The 15,078-nt window shown below is 65.7% G+C and carries 17 protein-coding genes, 2 tRNA genes and 1 other RNA gene; 15 read left to right on the top strand and 5 right to left on the bottom strand.

Annotated features, from left to right (window positions below; translation table 11 throughout):
- Positions 1–395 precede the first annotated feature (395 nt).
- The 5 genes from A7D16_RS00500 to fdxA all read left to right on the top strand — a co-directional run bounded on the left by A7D16_RS00500 (position 396) and on the right by fdxA (position 4,669).
- Entirely contained in the window at positions 396–1,028 is a 633-nt protein-coding gene (locus A7D16_RS00500) for a 2-dehydro-3-deoxy-6-phosphogalactonate aldolase (RefSeq protein ID WP_064628794.1), read from the top strand.
- Positions 1,025–2,173, top strand: coding sequence for a galactonate dehydratase (gene dgoD, locus A7D16_RS00495; RefSeq protein ID WP_064628793.1), 1,149 nt, complete (start codon positions 1,025–1,027; stop codon positions 2,171–2,173). The genes A7D16_RS00500 and dgoD overlap by 4 nt, the downstream gene beginning before the upstream one ends.
- Complete coding sequence (locus tag A7D16_RS00490) at positions 2,167–3,078, top strand: SMP-30/gluconolactonase/LRE family protein (protein WP_064628791.1); 912 nt, start codon at positions 2,167–2,169, stop codon at positions 3,076–3,078. The genes dgoD and A7D16_RS00490 overlap by 7 nt, the downstream gene beginning before the upstream one ends.
- Positions 3,075–3,953, top strand: a complete 879-nt coding sequence (locus A7D16_RS00485; protein ID WP_064628788.1) for a 2-dehydro-3-deoxygalactonokinase — start codon at positions 3,075–3,077, stop codon at positions 3,951–3,953. The genes A7D16_RS00490 and A7D16_RS00485 overlap by 4 nt, the downstream gene beginning before the upstream one ends.
- Positions 3,954–4,345: 392 nt before the next feature.
- The gene (gene fdxA, locus A7D16_RS00480) at positions 4,346–4,669 is read left to right on the top strand and encodes a ferredoxin FdxA (RefSeq protein WP_039404267.1); all 324 of its coding nucleotides are present in this window, start codon (positions 4,346–4,348) and stop codon (positions 4,667–4,669) included.
- A gap of 123 nt (positions 4,670–4,792) precedes the next feature.
- Here the strand turns inward: fdxA and A7D16_RS00475 are convergent, their stop codons facing one another.
- Both A7D16_RS00475 and dapA read right to left on the bottom strand, forming a co-directional pair.
- Positions 4,793–5,308, bottom strand: coding sequence for a hypothetical protein (locus A7D16_RS00475; RefSeq protein WP_064628786.1), 516 nt, complete (start codon positions 5,306–5,308; stop codon positions 4,793–4,795).
- Positions 5,309–5,324: 16 nt separating this feature from the next.
- Positions 5,325–6,233 (bottom strand): 4-hydroxy-tetrahydrodipicolinate synthase, encoded by a 909-nt coding sequence (dapA, locus tag A7D16_RS00470; RefSeq protein ID WP_064628784.1) that lies wholly within the window; start codon positions 6,231–6,233, stop codon positions 5,325–5,327.
- A gap of 93 nt (positions 6,234–6,326) precedes the next feature.
- On the opposite strand from dapA, the gene A7D16_RS00465 reads away from it, so the two are divergent.
- From A7D16_RS00465 to A7D16_RS00425, 9 genes are all read left to right on the top strand, one after another.
- Positions 6,327–6,953 carry a glycine cleavage system transcriptional repressor gene (locus tag A7D16_RS00465; RefSeq protein ID WP_002813792.1) on the top strand — a complete coding sequence of 209 codons (627 nt, stop codon included), beginning with the start codon at positions 6,327–6,329 and terminating at the stop codon, positions 6,951–6,953.
- A gap of 13 nt (positions 6,954–6,966) precedes the next feature.
- Positions 6,967–7,317 carry a ribonuclease E inhibitor RraB gene (locus A7D16_RS00460; RefSeq protein WP_064628782.1) on the top strand — a complete coding sequence of 117 codons (351 nt, stop codon included), beginning with the start codon at positions 6,967–6,969 and terminating at the stop codon, positions 7,315–7,317.
- 37 nt (positions 7,318–7,354) lie between these two features.
- The gene (locus tag A7D16_RS00455) at positions 7,355–7,837 is read left to right on the top strand and encodes a peroxiredoxin (protein WP_064628781.1); all 483 of its coding nucleotides are present in this window, start codon (positions 7,355–7,357) and stop codon (positions 7,835–7,837) included.
- An 82-nt stretch (positions 7,838–7,919) separates the two neighbouring features.
- Complete coding sequence (locus A7D16_RS00450) at positions 7,920–9,317, top strand: PhoH family protein (protein WP_064628779.1); 1,398 nt, start codon at positions 7,920–7,922, stop codon at positions 9,315–9,317.
- Positions 9,317–9,799: a hypothetical protein gene (locus A7D16_RS00445; RefSeq protein ID WP_064628777.1), complete on the top strand. Its 483-nt coding sequence runs from the start codon at positions 9,317–9,319 to the stop codon at positions 9,797–9,799. Before A7D16_RS00450 ends, A7D16_RS00445 begins: the two co-directional genes overlap by 1 nt.
- A gap of 83 nt (positions 9,800–9,882) precedes the next feature.
- Positions 9,883–10,692 (top strand): bifunctional hydroxymethylpyrimidine kinase/phosphomethylpyrimidine kinase, encoded by an 810-nt coding sequence (gene thiD, locus A7D16_RS00440; protein ID WP_064628775.1) that lies wholly within the window; start codon positions 9,883–9,885, stop codon positions 10,690–10,692.
- Positions 10,689–11,576, top strand: coding sequence for an alpha/beta hydrolase family protein (locus A7D16_RS00435; protein WP_064628773.1), 888 nt, complete (start codon positions 10,689–10,691; stop codon positions 11,574–11,576). Before thiD ends, A7D16_RS00435 begins: the two co-directional genes overlap by 4 nt.
- A gap of 40 nt (positions 11,577–11,616) precedes the next feature.
- Positions 11,617–11,693: transfer RNA gene (locus A7D16_RS00430), tRNA-Arg, on the top strand.
- Positions 11,694–11,787: 94 nt separating this feature from the next.
- Positions 11,788–11,864: transfer RNA gene (locus A7D16_RS00425), tRNA-Arg, on the top strand.
- Positions 11,865–12,029: 165 nt separating this feature from the next.
- On the opposite strand, the gene A7D16_RS00420 is transcribed toward A7D16_RS00425, so the two are convergent.
- Together A7D16_RS00420 and A7D16_RS00415 are read right to left on the bottom strand one after the other, a co-directional pair.
- Positions 12,030–13,022 carry a DedA family protein/thiosulfate sulfurtransferase GlpE gene (locus A7D16_RS00420; protein ID WP_064628770.1) on the bottom strand — a complete coding sequence of 331 codons (993 nt, stop codon included), beginning with the start codon at positions 13,020–13,022 and terminating at the stop codon, positions 12,030–12,032.
- 44 nt (positions 13,023–13,066) lie between these two features.
- Positions 13,067–14,014, bottom strand: a complete 948-nt coding sequence (locus A7D16_RS00415) for a LysR family transcriptional regulator (RefSeq protein ID WP_064628768.1) — start codon at positions 14,012–14,014, stop codon at positions 13,067–13,069.
- 136 nt (positions 14,015–14,150) lie between these two features.
- On the opposite strand from A7D16_RS00415, the gene A7D16_RS00410 reads away from it, so the two are divergent.
- A complete protein-coding gene (locus A7D16_RS00410) occupies positions 14,151–14,852 on the top strand; it encodes a pirin family protein (protein ID WP_064628766.1) in 702 nt (233 codons plus the stop codon).
- 18 nt (positions 14,853–14,870) lie between these two features.
- Here A7D16_RS00410 and A7D16_RS00405 read toward each other — a convergent pair.
- Positions 14,871–14,944: non-coding RNA, sX9 sRNA (locus A7D16_RS00405), on the bottom strand.
- Positions 14,945–15,078: the final 134 nt, after the last annotated feature.

Here is a 15,078-nt window from a genome sequence, read left to right as displayed (position 1 = left end):
GTATTCGTCGGAGGAATAGAATATGCCGAAAATTTCATTTGCAGCACATATCTCTCCGCGCGAGGCTATCGAACGCCGCAGCAGGAGCCCCTACCTCCCGGGCGCGGCCAGAACAGACGTGACCTGCCCGGCATCGGGTGGCAACACGCACGCCCTATATCCGGAGGTGGACGACGATGACGGCATCTTGCCCGCCGATTGCAGGCTGTAGGACAGCGCACGCCTGTCTCGATGGCGCGCCGTCATTGCCCGTACCACCATCTTTGTGGCCCCACTCTTCTCCACGATCTGCGCGCCAGCCCGGCATGCTGCGCCGCGCGTTCGCGCAACTTCCCCCGACGTTGCCGGCCACCCGGTCGCCAACGGCCGCTTCCGGCTCTACCGCGAGTAACCGCATGACTTCAGATACCACCGCCAGCCCGTTCGCCCTGCCCCTGGTCGCCATCCTGCGCGGCATCACGCCGGAAGAAACGCTAGCCCACGTCGGCGCGCTGATCGACGCCGGTTTCGATGCGATCGAGATCCCGCTCAACTCGCCGCGCTGGGAGCAGAGCATTGCGCTGGCCCAGCAGGCGTATGGCGAACGCGCCTGGATCGGCGCCGGCACCGTGCTGCGCAATGAGGATGTCGACACCCTGGCCGAGATCGGCGCGGGCTTCATCGTCACCCCCAACACGCGCCCGTCGCTGATCCGCCATGCGGTATCGCGCGGGCTGACCGTGGTGGCGGGCTTTGCCACCGCCAGCGAGGCGTTCGACGCCATCGACGCCGGCGCCACCATTCTCAAGTTGTTCCCGGCAGCGACCTATGGCGCCGCGCATGTGCGCGCACTGCGCTCGGTGCTGCCCAAGCACATCCCGGTGTACGTGGTCGGCGGCGTCAGCCCGCAGACCCTGGCCGGCTTCCTCGCCCAGGGCGCGGCCGGCGCCGGCATCGGCGGCGAACTGTACAAACCTGCGCAATCGCTCGAAACAACCCAGACGCATGCACGCGCCTTCGTGCAGGCCTACCAGGAACTGCAAGGATGAAGATCACCCGCCTTACCACCTACCACGCCGCACCGCGCTGGCTGTTCCTCAAGGTCGAAACCGACGAGGGCATCACCGGCTGGGGCGAACCGGTCATCGAAGGCCGCGCGCGCTCGGTGGAAGCTGCCGTGCACGAACTGGCGGGCTACGTCGTCGGCAAGGACCCGGCGCGCATCAACGACCTGTGGCAGACCATGTACCGCGCCGGCTTCTATCGCGGCGGCGCCATCCTGATGAGCGCCATCGCCGGTATCGACCAGGCGTTGTGGGACATCAAGGGCAAGGCGCTGGGCGTGCCGGTGTACGAGTTGCTGGGCGGGCTGGTGCGCGACCGCATGAAGACCTATCGCTGGGTCGGCGGCGACCGCCCCGGCGCCATCATCCAGCAGATCACCGACTACCGCGCGCTGGGCTTTGACACCTTCAAGTTCAACGGCACCGAAGAAATGAAGCTGATCGACAGCGCGCGCGCGGTCGACGCTGCCGTGGTCAAGGTGGCCGAAATCCGCGAAGCCTTCGGCAACACCATCGACTTCGGTATCGACTTCCACGGCCGCGTGGGCGCGCCGATGGCCAAGGCGCTGCTGCGCGAGCTGGAACCGTTCAAACCGCTGTTCGTCGAAGAACCGGTGCTGGCCGAACAGGCCGAGTACTACCCGCGCCTGGCCGCCAGCACCTCGATTCCGCTGGCGGCCGGTGAGCGCATGTTCTCGCGCTTCGAATTCAAGAACGTGCTGTGCGCCGGCGGTATCGGCATGGTGCAGCCCGATCTCTCGCATGCCGGCGGCATTACCGAATGCGTCAAGATCGCCGCGATGGCCGAAGCCTACGATGTCGGCTTCGCCCCGCACTGCCCGCTCGGCCCGATCGCGCTGGCTGCGTGCCTGCATGTGGACTTCGTCTCGCACAACGCCGTGCTGCAGGAACAGAGCATCGGCATCCATTACAACGAAGGCGCCGATCTGCTCGATTACGTCATCAATAAAGACGATTTTCAGTGTATCGATGGCAGCATTGCCGCCCTGCCCAAGCCCGGGCTCGGTGTGGAAATCAACGAAGACATGCTCAAGCGCGCAAACGAAAATCCGCCCGATTGGCGCAACCCGGTGTGGCGCCACGCCGATGGCAGCATCGCCGAATGGTGAGCACGCCCGAACACACCGCCGTGCTGGCGGTCGACAGCCGCTGCACGCATGGCGAAGGCGTGCTGTGGTGCGCACAGCGCGAGGCGCTGTATTGGGTCGACATCAGCGAAAAACGCCTGTGGCGGCAGCATCCGGCCAGTGCGCACACGCGCTACTGGACCCTGCCCGACCGCCCCGGCTGCATCGGCCTGATGGACGATGGCCGCGTGTTGATCGCGCTGGCCAAGGCGATTGGTCTTGTCGATCCGGACAATACCGAAGCCGACGCGTTGCCCTTCGAAAAACTGGCCGATGTGGAAGCGGACAACCCGCTCACCCGCAGCAACGATGGCCGCGCCGATCGCAACGGCAACTTCGTGTTCGGCACCATGGACGAGCACGACGCCAAGGCCGCACGCGGAGCGATTTACCAGTTCTCGCTGCAGCATGGCTTGCGGGCATTGCCGTTGCCGGGCGTATCGATCCCCAACTCGATCTGCTTCAGCCCCGACGGCCGCACGCTGTACTACTGCGATTCGGTGCGCCCGCAGATCCTGTGCTGCGACTACGACGCCGAAACCGCGCAGACCAGCAACAGCCGCGTGTTCACCACACTGGACCGCGACGATGCCGAACCCGACGGCTCGATCATCGATGCCGAAGGCCACCTGTGGAATGCGCAATGGCGTGCGTGGCGGGTGGTGCGCTATCGCCCCGATGGCAGCGTGGAGCGCATCGTGCAACTGCCGGTCAAGCACCCCACCTGCAGCGCCTTCGGTGGCGCCGCGCTGGACCGTCTGCACGTGATCAGCTCGCGACTGGACCATAGCGCCGAAGAACTCGCACGCATGCCCGAAGCCGGCAGCCTGTTCGTCTGCGACGTCGCCATCGCCGGCCTGCCCGAAAGCCGGGTGGCCAGCGCATGATCGCCATCGATTGGGGAACCAGCAGCCTGCGCGCCTACCTGCTCGACGCGACCGGCGCCGTGCTGGAACAGCGCCGCGGGAGCGACGGCATCCTGGCCTGTCAGGGCCGCTTCGCCGAGGTGCTCACCCCCCTGATCGCCGGCTGGGACGGCCCGCTGCTGCTCTCGGGCATGATCGGCAGCCGCAACGGCTGGGTCGAACAGGCCTACCTGCCCTGCCCGGCCGACACCGCCGCGCTCGCCCAGGCCATGCGCCGCGAAGACAGCCTGCTGCCCGGCCGTATGTTGTGGTTCGTGCCGGGCGTGAGCACCGGCGAATACGACGGCGTGCCGGACGTGATGCGCGGCGAAGAAACCCAGCTGGTCGGCCTGATCGCCGCACTTGGCGACGGTGAGCATGTCGCCTGCTTGCCCGGCACGCATAGCAAGTGGGCGCGGATCGCCAACGGCCAACTGACCGGCTTCGCCACTGTCATGACCGGCGAGCTGTATGCCGTGCTGCGTCAACACAGCATTCTCGGCAAGCTGATGGACGACGATCACGCCGAGCTGGACACCGCTGCATTCCTGCAAGGTGTCGAGCGCAGCGCCGCTCCCGGCGGCCTCAGCCACCACCTGTTCGGCACCCGCACGCTCGGCCTGTTCGAACGCCTGTCCTCCAAGGCATTGCCGTCCTACCTCTCGGGCCTGTTGATCGGCCACGAACTGCGCGAACACCGCGGCGATCACGCCACCGTGCACCTGGTCGGCAGCCCCGCCCTGGCCCAGCGCTATGCAGTGGGGCTGCAGCATCTGGGCGTCGAAAGCCAGCGGCATCCGGAAGATCTGGCTGCGGCAGGGTTGTTCGCGCTGGCCAGGCAGCGCGGGCTGGTTTGACCGGCAATCCCGATGCATGAAGCCCCCGGCTTCGCTTGCGGAAGGGGCTGGAGGAGGCCGCGGGGGAGACGCAGGTGATCGCAGCCCGCCATCGTGTTTTCAGCTGCACGAGGCTTCGCCCGTACCCTCATCCGGCGCTGGCGCGCCACCTTCTCCCGACGGGAGAAGGAACTAAAGCCCCCCTCCCGCCGGGAGAGGGGTTGGGGTGAGGGTACGGGGGCGAAGCCACTAAGAATGGTGGATAACCCGGAGGCTTCGCGCGCACCCTCATCCGGCGCTGCGCGCCACCGTCCCCCGACGGGAGAAGGAATCAGCCCAACGCAGAAGCGCGTCAACCCCACACCCATCACCCGACTGCTTTAGAATTGACAGGCTAAACGCCGGATTCCGCCATGCCTTTTGTTGTCACCGAAAACTGCATCAAGTGCAAATACACCGACTGCGTCGAGGTCTGTCCGGTGGATTGCTTCCACGTCGGCCCGAACTTCCTGGTCATCGACCCGGACGAGTGCATCGACTGCACCCTGTGCGAACCGGAATGCCCGGCCAACGCGATCTATCCCGAAGACGACGTCCCGGCAGGCCAGGAAGCCTTCGTCGCACTCAATGCCGAACTCGCCAAGGCCTGGCCGGTGCTGACCGTGCGCCAGGAACCATTGCCCGATGCCGCCGAATGGGATGGCAAACCGAACAAGTTGCCGCTGCTGCAGCGCTGACCGAAGCGATCAGCCCCAGCGTCGCCCCGACGCAGCGCTTCACGCGCAGCCGCAACCAGCACCGCATAACGCAAAACGGGCGCCCACGCCGCCCATTTTGCTATCCAGCGAACTGAACCAGCCTCAGCCGCCAAGCTTGCTCTTGAGCGAGCTGATCACCGCCACCGGCGCCGCCGCCGTGGCCGGCATGCCACGCGGATCCACGGCCGACACATAGCTGCCGGCATCGACCTTGACCACGCGCACCAGGAAGCTGGAACCCTCGTAGCTCACGTCGTAGGAACCGAGCATCTGCGCCTTGCTGGCAATGGTCAGGCCGGGAATCTCGGCCAGCGCCGTGCCGACCTTGCCGAACACCTCATCGCGTTCGCCCGGCACGGTGAAACCGCTGTTGGCGCTTGCCGATGGCGGCGTGTTGTTCTGCTGGGTGGTCGATGCCAGGGTTGGCACCTTCATCGCACCGGAGGTGTCTGGCAGGTTCAGATCCGGCGGCACTTCCAGCGGGCGGGCTTCCGGGGCCAGCGCATAGTCGCCGCGCGCGCCCTTGTGAAACCAGCTGCAACCACTCGTGGCGGCGACGGTGGCGGTCGCCAGCAACGCGAGCGACAGCACGCGGACGGGGGAAACGGAATGACGCATCGATAGATCTCCTGAGTCAGGCCGCGAGCATTTCGCGGCTGGAAAGCGCTTCCAACGCAATCGCGTCGGCGGCAAGGCGGTCGGCGGCAGGCTGGTGCGCCGCAGAAAGGGGCAGTAACGGCAAACGTAGGCCGTGGCCGATCCCGGCGCGCTGCAGCAGCGCCTTGACCGGGATGGGATTGGATTCGATCCCGCAAAAGCTGTGGTATTCGCTCAGACGCGCGTCCCAGGCAAGGGCGGCGTCGCGCTGGCCGTCGCGGGCCAGATCGCACAGGCGCCGGTACGCCGCCGGCAGCGCATTGGAGGCCACCGAAATCAGCCCGGCAGCGCCGGACAGCATCGACTGCGCCGCGCTGCCGTCGTCGCCACTGAGCACTACGAAGCTGTCGCTGCGCAACGCGACCAGCGCAGCCACGCGCTCGGGCTCGCTGCGCGCTTCCTTGATGCCGACGATATTCGGGTGATCGACCAGTTCGGCCACCGTCTCCGGCAGCAGATCGCAGCCGGTACGGCCGGGCACGTTGTACAGCACCACCGGCAGCCCACCGTTATCGGCCACCGCCAGAAAGTGCGCCTTCAAGCCGGCCGGGGTCGGACGCACGTATGGCGGCGTCACCACCAGCGCGTACTGCGCGCCCAGCGCGGCGGCGCGGCGTGTCTGCGCAATGGTTTTTTCCGTGCCCGACAGGCCGGTCCCGGCCAGCACCGGCACGCGGCCGGCCACCTGGGCCACCGCCGCGCGCAGCAGCGTGTCGTATTCGTCGTCACTCAATGCGGCGGCTTCGCCGGTGGAGCCGGCAACCACGAGTCCCTGCACGCCACCATGCAGCTGCTGCTCCAGCAGCCGCCGCCAGGCATCCAGGTCGAGTGCGCCGTCCGGCCCGAAGGGGCTCGCCAGCGCGGTGATGATGCCGGAAAGGGACAAGATTCTGTTGCTCTTACGTGACGGGAAAAGGCCCGCGCACGCGCGGGTTGCTAACGCCTGCATGTTACTTGCGGCGCGAAACCACGGGCAAGTATGCTGGTCACCGCCAGGGCGCCTGCCCGGGCGGCCATTCAGCCTGATGCAATGCCGGAAGCCCCTTTGACCGACTCTACACCCCGGCCTTCGCCGACCGAAAATCACCTCCTGATCAACGCCTACACGACGCATCCGGAGTCCCCCCTGTTGCCCGTCACCCGCCGCATCGCCGACAGCGGCTGCAATCTCGTGGACGCTCGCCTGGCCACGGTGGGACGCGATGTCTCGGTCACCGCACTGGCGACCGGCTCCTGGGATTCGGTCGCCAAGCTCGAAGCCATGCTGACCCGGCTCGAACGCGAGGAAGGCCTCAAGCTGGTGTGGTACCGCACCGGCCCCAAGCAGACCCAATCCAATCTGCTGCCCTACATCGTCGAAGTGATTGCCGCCGACAAGCCCGGCATCCTGTTCCAGCTGGCCGATTTCTTCGACCGCCAGGGCATCACCATCGAAAACCTGCAGAGCACGCGTTACCGCGCCATGCAGACCGGCGCGGAGATGTTCTCTGCGCAGGTGACCATCGGGGTGCCGGCCAACATGCACATCGCCGCGTTGCGCGATGATTTCCTTGAATTCTGTGATCACCTCAATCTCGACGCGATCATGGACCCGATGAAGTTCTAAGGCAGACGCACCGATGGCCATCGCCCAATCCGCGCTGAAACAGATGTTCGACCACATCCGCTCCGAGACCGACTGGAATCTCGACGGCCCGTTGCGCTGGGAATATTTCTTCGCCGACCCGGCGCAGCAACCGTTGCAGAAACTTGCCGAGCAGCTGACCCAGGACGGCTACCGCGTCATCGACATCTTTCTCGGCGAACGCGACGAAGACGATGGCGACGATGAAGAGTCGTATTTCCTGCATGTGGACAAGAAAGAGCACCACACCATCGAGTCGCTGAATCAGCGCAATGCGCAGTTCGACGCACTTGCCAAACGTTTCCATGTGGCTGCTTATGATGGGATGGACGTCGGCCCGGCATGACCGCGCCGTACGCCCCTCCACTTTGGGCTGAGCAACGATGACCGACGCTGTACTGGAATTGCCCGCTGCAACCTTCGATCTGCCGCTGGCGCTGTCCGGCGGCACCCAGACCACCCTGCGCGACTATGCCGGCAACTGGCTGGTGCTGTACTTCTATCCTAAAGACAGCACACCGGGCTGCACCACCGAAGGCCTGGACTTCAACGCATTGCTGCCGCAGTTCAAGAAAGCCGGCGCGGTGGTGTTGGGTGTCTCGCGCGATTCGGTGAAGTCGCACGACAATTTCTGCGCCAAACAAGGCTTCACCTTCCCGTTGATCAGCGACGGCGATGAAGCGCTGTGCCGCGCCTTCGACGTCATCAAGGAAAAAAACATGTACGGCAAGCAGGTGCTCGGGATCGAGCGCAGCACCTTCCTGCTGTCGCCCGAGGGGCATGTCGTGCAGGCCTGGCGCAAGGTCAAGGTGGCCGGCCATGCCGAGGCCGTGCTGGCCGCAGTAAAGGCGCACGCCAAACAGTGACACCCCTCGCTTCCCGCGTCCTCCATCACCCTGCACCTGCAGGCGTGATGGCTCGCCCCTGCTCCATCACTTGGAAGACCCAATGACCCGAGGCAAGCGCATCTACGTGCTGGACACCAACGTGCTGATGCACGATCCCACCGCGCTGTTCAAATTCGAGGAACACGATGTATTCCTGCCGATGCAGGTGATCGAGGAGCTCGACAACGCCAAGAAGGGCACCTCCGAGGTCAGCCGCAACGCGCGCCAGGTCAGCCGTTTCCTGGATGAGTTGCTGGAAAACACCAACGCCGAGCAGATCCAGGCCGGCATCCTGCTCAGCCATCCGCAGGGCATCCAACTCAAGGGCCAGGCCGCGATCGGCCGGCTGTATTTCCAGATCAAGCCGATCGACCCGGGCCGCACTTTCGGCGCGATGATTCCGGACAACAAGATCCTGGCCTCGGTGCTGGCGCTGTGCGAAGAACACCCCGACATGCCGGTCATCCTGGTGTCCAAGGACATCAACCTGCGCATCAAGGCCTACATCAGCGGCCTGAATGCAGAGGACTACCAGAACGATCGCGCGCTGGACGATTTCAGCCTGCTGTTCACCGGCGCCATCGAGCTGCCGGAAGACTTCTGGCAGAAGCACAACGAAGACTTGCGCAGCTGGAACGAGCGTGGCCGCACCCATTACGAAATCGTGCTGGCCGACGACGAAGACTGGCATCACAACCAGTACCTGTATCTGCCGGGCGAGGACGAAGTGGAACTGCGCGTGGCCAGGATCGGCGGCGGCAAGGCCACCTTGTGCCTGGTGGACGATTTCCGCCACACCCAGCATGCGGTCTGGGGCATCGCCGCGCGTAACCGCGAGCAGAACTTCGCACTCAATGCGCTGATGGACCCCGAGATCGATTTCGTCACCTTGCTGGGCACCGCCGGCACCGGCAAGACCCTGCTCGCGCTGGCTGCGGGCCTGGCGCAGACGATGGACCAGCAGCGCTACCGCGAAATCATCATGACCCGCGCCACCGTCAGCGTTGGCGAAGACATCGGCTTTTTGCCCGGCACCGAAGAAGAAAAGATGACCCCGTGGATGGGCGCGCTGACCGATAACCTGGAAGTGCTGACCCACAATCAGGATGGCGGCTCCTGGGGCCGCGCGGCCACCAACGACCTGCTCGCCAGCCGCATCAAGATCCGTTCGATGAACTTCATGCGCGGCCGCACCTTCCTGTCGCGATATCTGATTCTGGACGAGGCGCAGAACCTCACCCCGAAGCAGATGAAGACGCTGATCACCCGTGCCGGCCCCGGCACCAAGATCGTGTGCCTGGGGAACGTCGAACAGATCGATACGCCCTACCTCACCGAAACGACCTCGGGCCTGACCTACGCGGTGGACCGCTTCAAGGCCTGGCCGCATAGCGCGCACATCACGCTGCGGCGCGGCGAGCGCTCGCGTCTGGCCGACTTCGCCTCGGAGGTGTTGTGATGCGCGCACTTCGCGGTGCGGTGGCGCTGGCCGTGCTCGCGCTGGCCGGCTGCGCCACCACGCAGGGTCCCTCCAGCGTGCCGACCAATCTCAAGAACGGGCAGTCGTGGATCATCACCCGCCAGAGCGTCGCCGAGCAGGTGCTGGACACCTGCTCGCGCGATAGTCCGGCGCGTCATCCGGGCCGGATCACCGGCTACTGGGAGCCGAGCCATCAACAGATCGAGCAGCTCGAATCCCGGCAGGATGCGTTGACGCCAACCATTGCCGAGCCGCGCGAGTTCGACCGCCAGTACGTGGGCGTGGTGATCCAGGGCCAGCAACTGATCTACATCAATGCGTTCAAGCTGCCCAACGACCCGCCGGTGAAACCGGCGCGCGAAGCGATCAAGGTCTGCGACGGCGGCGGTGCCTTCTGGGGGGCGTTGTACGACCCCCAGACCGGTGCGTTTTCGCAGATTGCGGTGAATGGATCGCCGTGACGCCGCGGTAAGCACCGGCAGGTGCGGGCAGCGTTGAGATACCGAGTCTGCACAGCCGCAATCGGGCAGTGCAGAATCGGCGCATGACCACGCCCAGCACGCTGTCCGCATTGACCATCGCCGGCTCCGATTCCGGCGGTGGTGCCGGTATCCAGGCCGACCTCAAGACCTTCGCCGCGCATCGGGTGCACGGGCTGTCTGCCATCGCCGCACTGACCGCCCAACACACCCGCGCCGTCACCGCCGTACACATCCCGCCGCTTCCGTTCCTGCAGGCGCAGGTGGATGCGTGCTTTGCCGATTTCGAGATCCAGGCGGTCAAGCTCGGCATGCTGGCCAATGCCGAGGTTATCCATTGCGTGGCCGACCTGCTCGAACGCCATCGCCCGCCGTTCGTGGTGCTCGACCCGGTGATGGTGTCCACCAGCGGCGCGCGCCTGCTCGAAGATACTGCGCTGGACGCGTTGCGCACGCGCCTGCTGCCGCTGGCCACGTTGATCACCCCCAACACGCCCGAAGCGGAGCTGCTGACCGGCCGCCGCATCGACAGCGCCGATGCCGCCGAACACGCCACCGCCGCCTTGCTCGAGCTGGGCGCCAACGCAGTGCTGCTCAAGGGCGGACATCTGCACGAAGGCGCACGCGTGATCGACCGCTTCGATGACGGCGTCACCCAGGATGTGTTCATGCATCCGCGCCTGCAGGTCGACGCGCACGGCACCGGCTGCAGCCTGTCGGCGGCCATCGCCGCGCAGCTGTGTCAGGGCTTGTCCTTGCTCAATGCCTGCGAAGCGGCGATCGATTACGTTGCACGCGCCATCCGTCTCGGCCAGCGCCCCGGCCATAGCGATGTGCTGGTGCTCGACCACTTCGGCGCTGCGCCCGGCGCATGAGCGAGCACGTGCACACCGGCAGCTTGCTCGCCAGCGCTGCAGATGGACATCGCTGGCAGGTGATCCGTTGCGCGCCACTGCAGCCAACTGCAGCGCTGCTGTGGCTGCCGGCGCTGGGCGTGGCCGCACGGCATTACCACCCCTTCGCACAGGCGCTCGCCTCCACCGGCATCGCGGTGTATCTGCACGAATGGCGCGGCAATGGCAGCAGCACGCTGCGCCCATCGCGTCAGCACGATTGGGGCTATCGCACGCTGCTTGCCGACGATCTCCCCGCCAGCCATGTCCTGCTCGATCGGCACGACCCGCAGCTGCCGCGCGTGCTGGGCGGACACAGCCTTGGCGGCCAGCTCGCGTGTTGCCATGCCGCACTGCAATCGGCGCAGCTTGCCCAGCTTTGGCTGGTTGCCAGCGGCTCGCCGTACTGGCGCAATTTTCCCGCGCCAATGCGCTACGGCCTGCCCGTGGCGTTTCGGTTGTTGCCGTGGCTGGCACGCATGCAGGGAGTTCTGCACGGCCGCCAGCTCGGCTTCGGCGGCACCGAAGCACGCAGCTTGATTGCCGATTGGGCGCAGGTCGGCCGCAGCAACCGCTATCGCGCGGCAGGCGCACCTTGGGATCTGGAACAGGCGCTGGGTGCGCTGCGCGTGCCGATCCGCGCGGTCACTCTTGCGCGCGACAATTTCGGCCCGGCAGCTGCGCTGCGTGCACTGCTCGACAAGATGCCGCGGGCACGCGCAAACAGCGTGACCTTGGATGCCATGCAACTGGGAACACGCAGCGATCATTTCGCCTGGATGAAAACGCCTGCGGCCGTGGCCGCTGCGCTGCGCAGTGCGCTTGGCGATGCCGTCAACGGCGATCGAAGTTCACAAAGGGATTGACGGGCACGCTGGCCATGCGCATAATTCCGCTCCTGACGAGGCGCCCGTAGCTCAGTTGGATAGAGTACCTGGCTACGAACCAGGCGGTCGGGAGTTCGAATCTCTCCGGGCGCACCATCTTCAGAATACGAAAAGACGGCAATCGACCGCGGTTTTTTCAGTCAAAAAGATCCGATCGCACTGCCTCAGATCTGCAAGCCAAACAAGATATGCGCCCGTAGCTCAGTTGGATAGAGTACCTGGCTACGAACCAGGCGGTCGGGAGTTCGAATCTCTCCGGGCGCACCAATCTTGAAGAAAACGACCAGCTTGCTGGTCTTTTTTTTTGCCTGTGGTTTTTGTTGATGCAGATGGCTGCGCAATCGCGTTGCATCGCATGGTGGCGCTCCATCGCACGGTACCGATGCCATAGCAAAACGCTCGCCTACGCCGCGGGCACTGCATGCAGCGCAATCAAACCGTGGCCGCAACCGCGCTCGCCTCGGCCACCACCACCACCGGCAACAGCGATGTCACCGGATGCCCGGCGTCGCGCCATGCATCCAGACCGCCCAGCAACGGCCGCACATCGCCATATCCGCGTTCGCGCATCCGCCCGGCCAGCCACGCCGCAGACACCTCGTCCGGACACGCGCAATAGATCACCACACTGCGATCGCGCGGCACGCTGGCCAGGATCTGCACCAGCTGGCGCTCGTCGGCAAACACGGCGCCAGGAATCTTGTACGGCTGCAGGTCGCGATAACCCGGCGCACGGATATCCAGCACGGTCGGCCGCAGGCTTTCGTCGCCGTCCAGCAACGGCACCAGCTCATCCACCCCGATCCGCGCATGCTCCAGCGATCGCAGCAGGCTGTGCCGCCGCCACCAGCGCCAACCGACATAGCCGGCAAGCAACACCGCCAGCACCACCACCGCGCCCGAACCGAGCTCGGACAGAAAGGCCAGCACGTCCTGCACCTGATGCGCGAACACAGCGCCCACACTCAAGCCGACCAGCGCCCACAGCGATGCACCGAAGGCGTCGTAGCGCAGAAACGCCGCAGGGCGCACCCGCATCGCACCGGCCATCGGCACCGACACCATCGACAAGCCCGGCACGAATTTGGCGACTGCCAGCACCCGCACACCCCAACGCGAAAAGAAGCGCTCGGTCTGCTTCATGCAGGTATCGCGCGACAGCGACAGCCGACACAGCGACTGCAAGGTGCGGTTCCCGAAGCGACGCCCGGCCAGATACCAGGCCAGATCGCCCAACAGACTGGCGGCCACGGACACCGCCAACGCTGCAAGCCCGGCCAGCCAGGCGTCGCTACCGCCCTGCAAGGCGTAGCCGGCTCCCACCAGCACCAGGGTCGGCAAGGCCGGCACCGGCAGCCCGAGCGACAATGCCAGCACGTTGGCGAACACCAGCGCCAATCCGTACTGCTCGATCAAGCCTTGCATGCGACGACCCTGCGCGACGGCGAGCGGCCATTATCCGCCTTCCGTCACAACTGCGACCGCCCGGCAGCAGCGGAACGATACGTTGCGGCCAAAGCATCCAGCCAGCGGTCGAACAGGCCTTCGCCGCGCAAGGCACGCCGCCACCACCCCAGCGCTTCGCCCTCTTCGCCCGGTCGCCACGCCAGGTAGAAGGTTTCGTCGGGCTTGCGGGTTTCCACCTGCACCTCGCGCAGCCGGCCATCCTGCAGCGCCCCGCGCGCATACGGCTCGGGCAGGAAGCCGTAGCCGGCACCGGCCAACTGCAGCAGCAGCTTGCTGCGCATGTCCGGCACGGTGAGGACATCGCGGCCGGACAGCAGCCCGACGGTACGCGGCAGCAGGCGCCGCGCCGAATCTGCCACCGCGATCGCCCGGTGTTCGGCCAGCTCGGCCGCGCCCAGCACGCCGCCGGCGCTCGCCAGCGGATGCGTGGACGCCACCGCAAACACGAAGCGCAAGCGACCGATCGGCTCGGCGACATAGCCGCCGCCGCTAGGGCCTTCGCCCGCCGCCACGATCAGGTCCACGCGCCTGTCCAGCAGCGCTTCCCAGCCGCCAGACAAGGATTCGCTCAACACGCGTAACCGCGTGCTGTCGGCCACCGTGTAGAAGTCCAGGATCTGGGGTTGCAGCAGGCTCGCAGGCAACACCGCATCCAGCCCGATCGCGAAATCCGATTCCCAGCCCGAGGCCACTCGCCGCACGCGCACCTCCAGCTCCTGCGCGGCACGCAGCAGATGGCGTCCTTCGCGCAACAGTTCGCGCCCCGCCTGGGTGGGCATGGCTTTCGGCCCCACCCGCTCGAACAGCTGCACGCCCAGATCCTCTTCCAGCGTGGACACCGTGTAGGAAATCGTCGAAGGCACCTTGAACAGCACCTTGGCTGCCGCGGAAAACGAGCCGCGGCGGTCGATGGCATCCAGGATCTGCAGCGCTTCCAGGCTGATTTTCATTGTTCGATTTTTTCGATGATAGCGGCCAAATCTACTCGCTTTTTGTCTGGCCCGCAGAGGCAGAGACTACGCATCAAGCCGCTGGGACACTGATTAACCCCCCAGCGCCAATTCGAATCTTTCAAGGAGAAGCAGCATGTTGAATGTCCGCAAGAGCGAAACCCGCGGCCGCGCCGAACACGGCTGGCTGTCCTCGCGCCACACCTTCTCCTTTGCCAGCTACCACGACCCGCGCCACATGGGCATCGGCCCGCTGCGCGTGATCAACGAAGACAAGGTGCAGCCGGGCGAAGGTTTCGGCACCCACGCCCACCGCGACATGGAGATCATTTCCTATGTCCTGGGCGGCGCGCTGGAGCACAAGGACAGCATGGGCACCGGCTCGGTATTGCACTACGGCGATGTGCAGCGCCTGAGCGCCGGCAGCGGCGTGACCCATAGCGAGTTCAATCACTCGGCCAGCGAACCGGTGCACTTCCTGCAGATCTGGGTGATGCCCGATCGCGCCGGCATCGAGCCGAGCTACGAAGAAAAGCACTTCGATGCCGACAGCAAGCGCAACCAGTTGCGCCTGATCGCCTCGCCCGATGGCGACGCCGGCTCGCTGCGCCTGCACCAGGATGCACGCTTGTACGCCTCGATCCTCGACGGCGAGGTGCGCCTGCAGCAGCCGCTGGCGGAAGGCCGCATCGGCTACGTGCAGGTGGCCCGCGGCAGCCTGAGCGTCAATGGGCAGGCACTGGCGGCCGGCGATGCCGTCCAGATCCTCGGCGAGCCGGAAATCGTGCTGGCCGATGCCCGCGATGCCGAAGTACTGGTGTTCGACCTGCCGAAGTAAGCGCCTGCGGCCAGGAGCGGCTACCAACGTAGCGCGCAATCATCAGGCGGGCGTGGACGGCACACAGGAACCGCAGTGCACACAGGGTGCATGCACCTCCGGGCACCGGCCGCACCCGCATGGTCGCTGCGCAGTAGCTTAGTCAGCCGCCCAAGGTAATCGCGCAGTGCACAGCCCTGGTGCGCGATGCGCCAGCTGACACTGAGACGGACAAAGCCCGCGTATA

This window comes from Xanthomonas nasturtii, assembly GCF_001660815.1.
Taxonomy (GTDB): domain Bacteria; phylum Pseudomonadota; class Gammaproteobacteria; order Xanthomonadales; family Xanthomonadaceae; genus Xanthomonas; species Xanthomonas nasturtii.
Note: the sequence above shows the minus strand (reverse complement) of the source record. Positions and strands in the feature narration are given on the sequence as shown.

Bases quoted from the DNA above. Each gene is read 5' to 3' on its own strand.
- A7D16_RS00455 (WP_064628781.1), top strand. From the start codon at position 7,355: ATGACCGACGCTGTACTGGAATTGCCCGCTGCAACCTTCGATCTGCCG.
- A7D16_RS00435 (WP_064628773.1), top strand. From the start codon at position 10,689: ATGAGCGAGCACGTGCACACCGGCAGCTTGCTCGCCAGCGCTGCAGAT.
- A7D16_RS00445 (WP_064628777.1), top strand. From the start codon at position 9,317: ATGCGCGCACTTCGCGGTGCGGTGGCGCTGGCCGTGCTCGCGCTGGCC.
- dgoD (WP_064628793.1), top strand. From the start codon at position 1,025: ATGAAGATCACCCGCCTTACCACCTACCACGCCGCACCGCGCTGGCTG.
- A7D16_RS00475 (WP_064628786.1), bottom strand. From the start codon at position 5,308: ATGCGTCATTCCGTTTCCCCCGTCCGCGTGCTGTCGCTCGCGTTGCTG.
- A7D16_RS00450 (WP_064628779.1), top strand. From the start codon at position 7,920: ATGACCCGAGGCAAGCGCATCTACGTGCTGGACACCAACGTGCTGATG.
- A7D16_RS00460 (WP_064628782.1), top strand. From the start codon at position 6,967: ATGGCCATCGCCCAATCCGCGCTGAAACAGATGTTCGACCACATCCGC.
- A7D16_RS00420 (WP_064628770.1), bottom strand. From the start codon at position 13,022: ATGCAAGGCTTGATCGAGCAGTACGGATTGGCGCTGGTGTTCGCCAAC.
- A7D16_RS00415 (WP_064628768.1), bottom strand. From the start codon at position 14,014: ATGAAAATCAGCCTGGAAGCGCTGCAGATCCTGGATGCCATCGACCGC.
- A7D16_RS00410 (WP_064628766.1), top strand. From the start codon at position 14,151: ATGTTGAATGTCCGCAAGAGCGAAACCCGCGGCCGCGCCGAACACGGC.
- A7D16_RS00500 (WP_064628794.1), top strand. From the start codon at position 396: ATGACTTCAGATACCACCGCCAGCCCGTTCGCCCTGCCCCTGGTCGCC.
- thiD (WP_064628775.1), top strand. From the start codon at position 9,883: ATGACCACGCCCAGCACGCTGTCCGCATTGACCATCGCCGGCTCCGAT.
- A7D16_RS00490 (WP_064628791.1), top strand. From the start codon at position 2,167: ATGGTGAGCACGCCCGAACACACCGCCGTGCTGGCGGTCGACAGCCGC.
- fdxA (WP_039404267.1), top strand. From the start codon at position 4,346: ATGCCTTTTGTTGTCACCGAAAACTGCATCAAGTGCAAATACACCGAC.
- A7D16_RS00485 (WP_064628788.1), top strand. From the start codon at position 3,075: ATGATCGCCATCGATTGGGGAACCAGCAGCCTGCGCGCCTACCTGCTC.
- A7D16_RS00465 (WP_002813792.1), top strand. From the start codon at position 6,327: ATGCTGGTCACCGCCAGGGCGCCTGCCCGGGCGGCCATTCAGCCTGAT.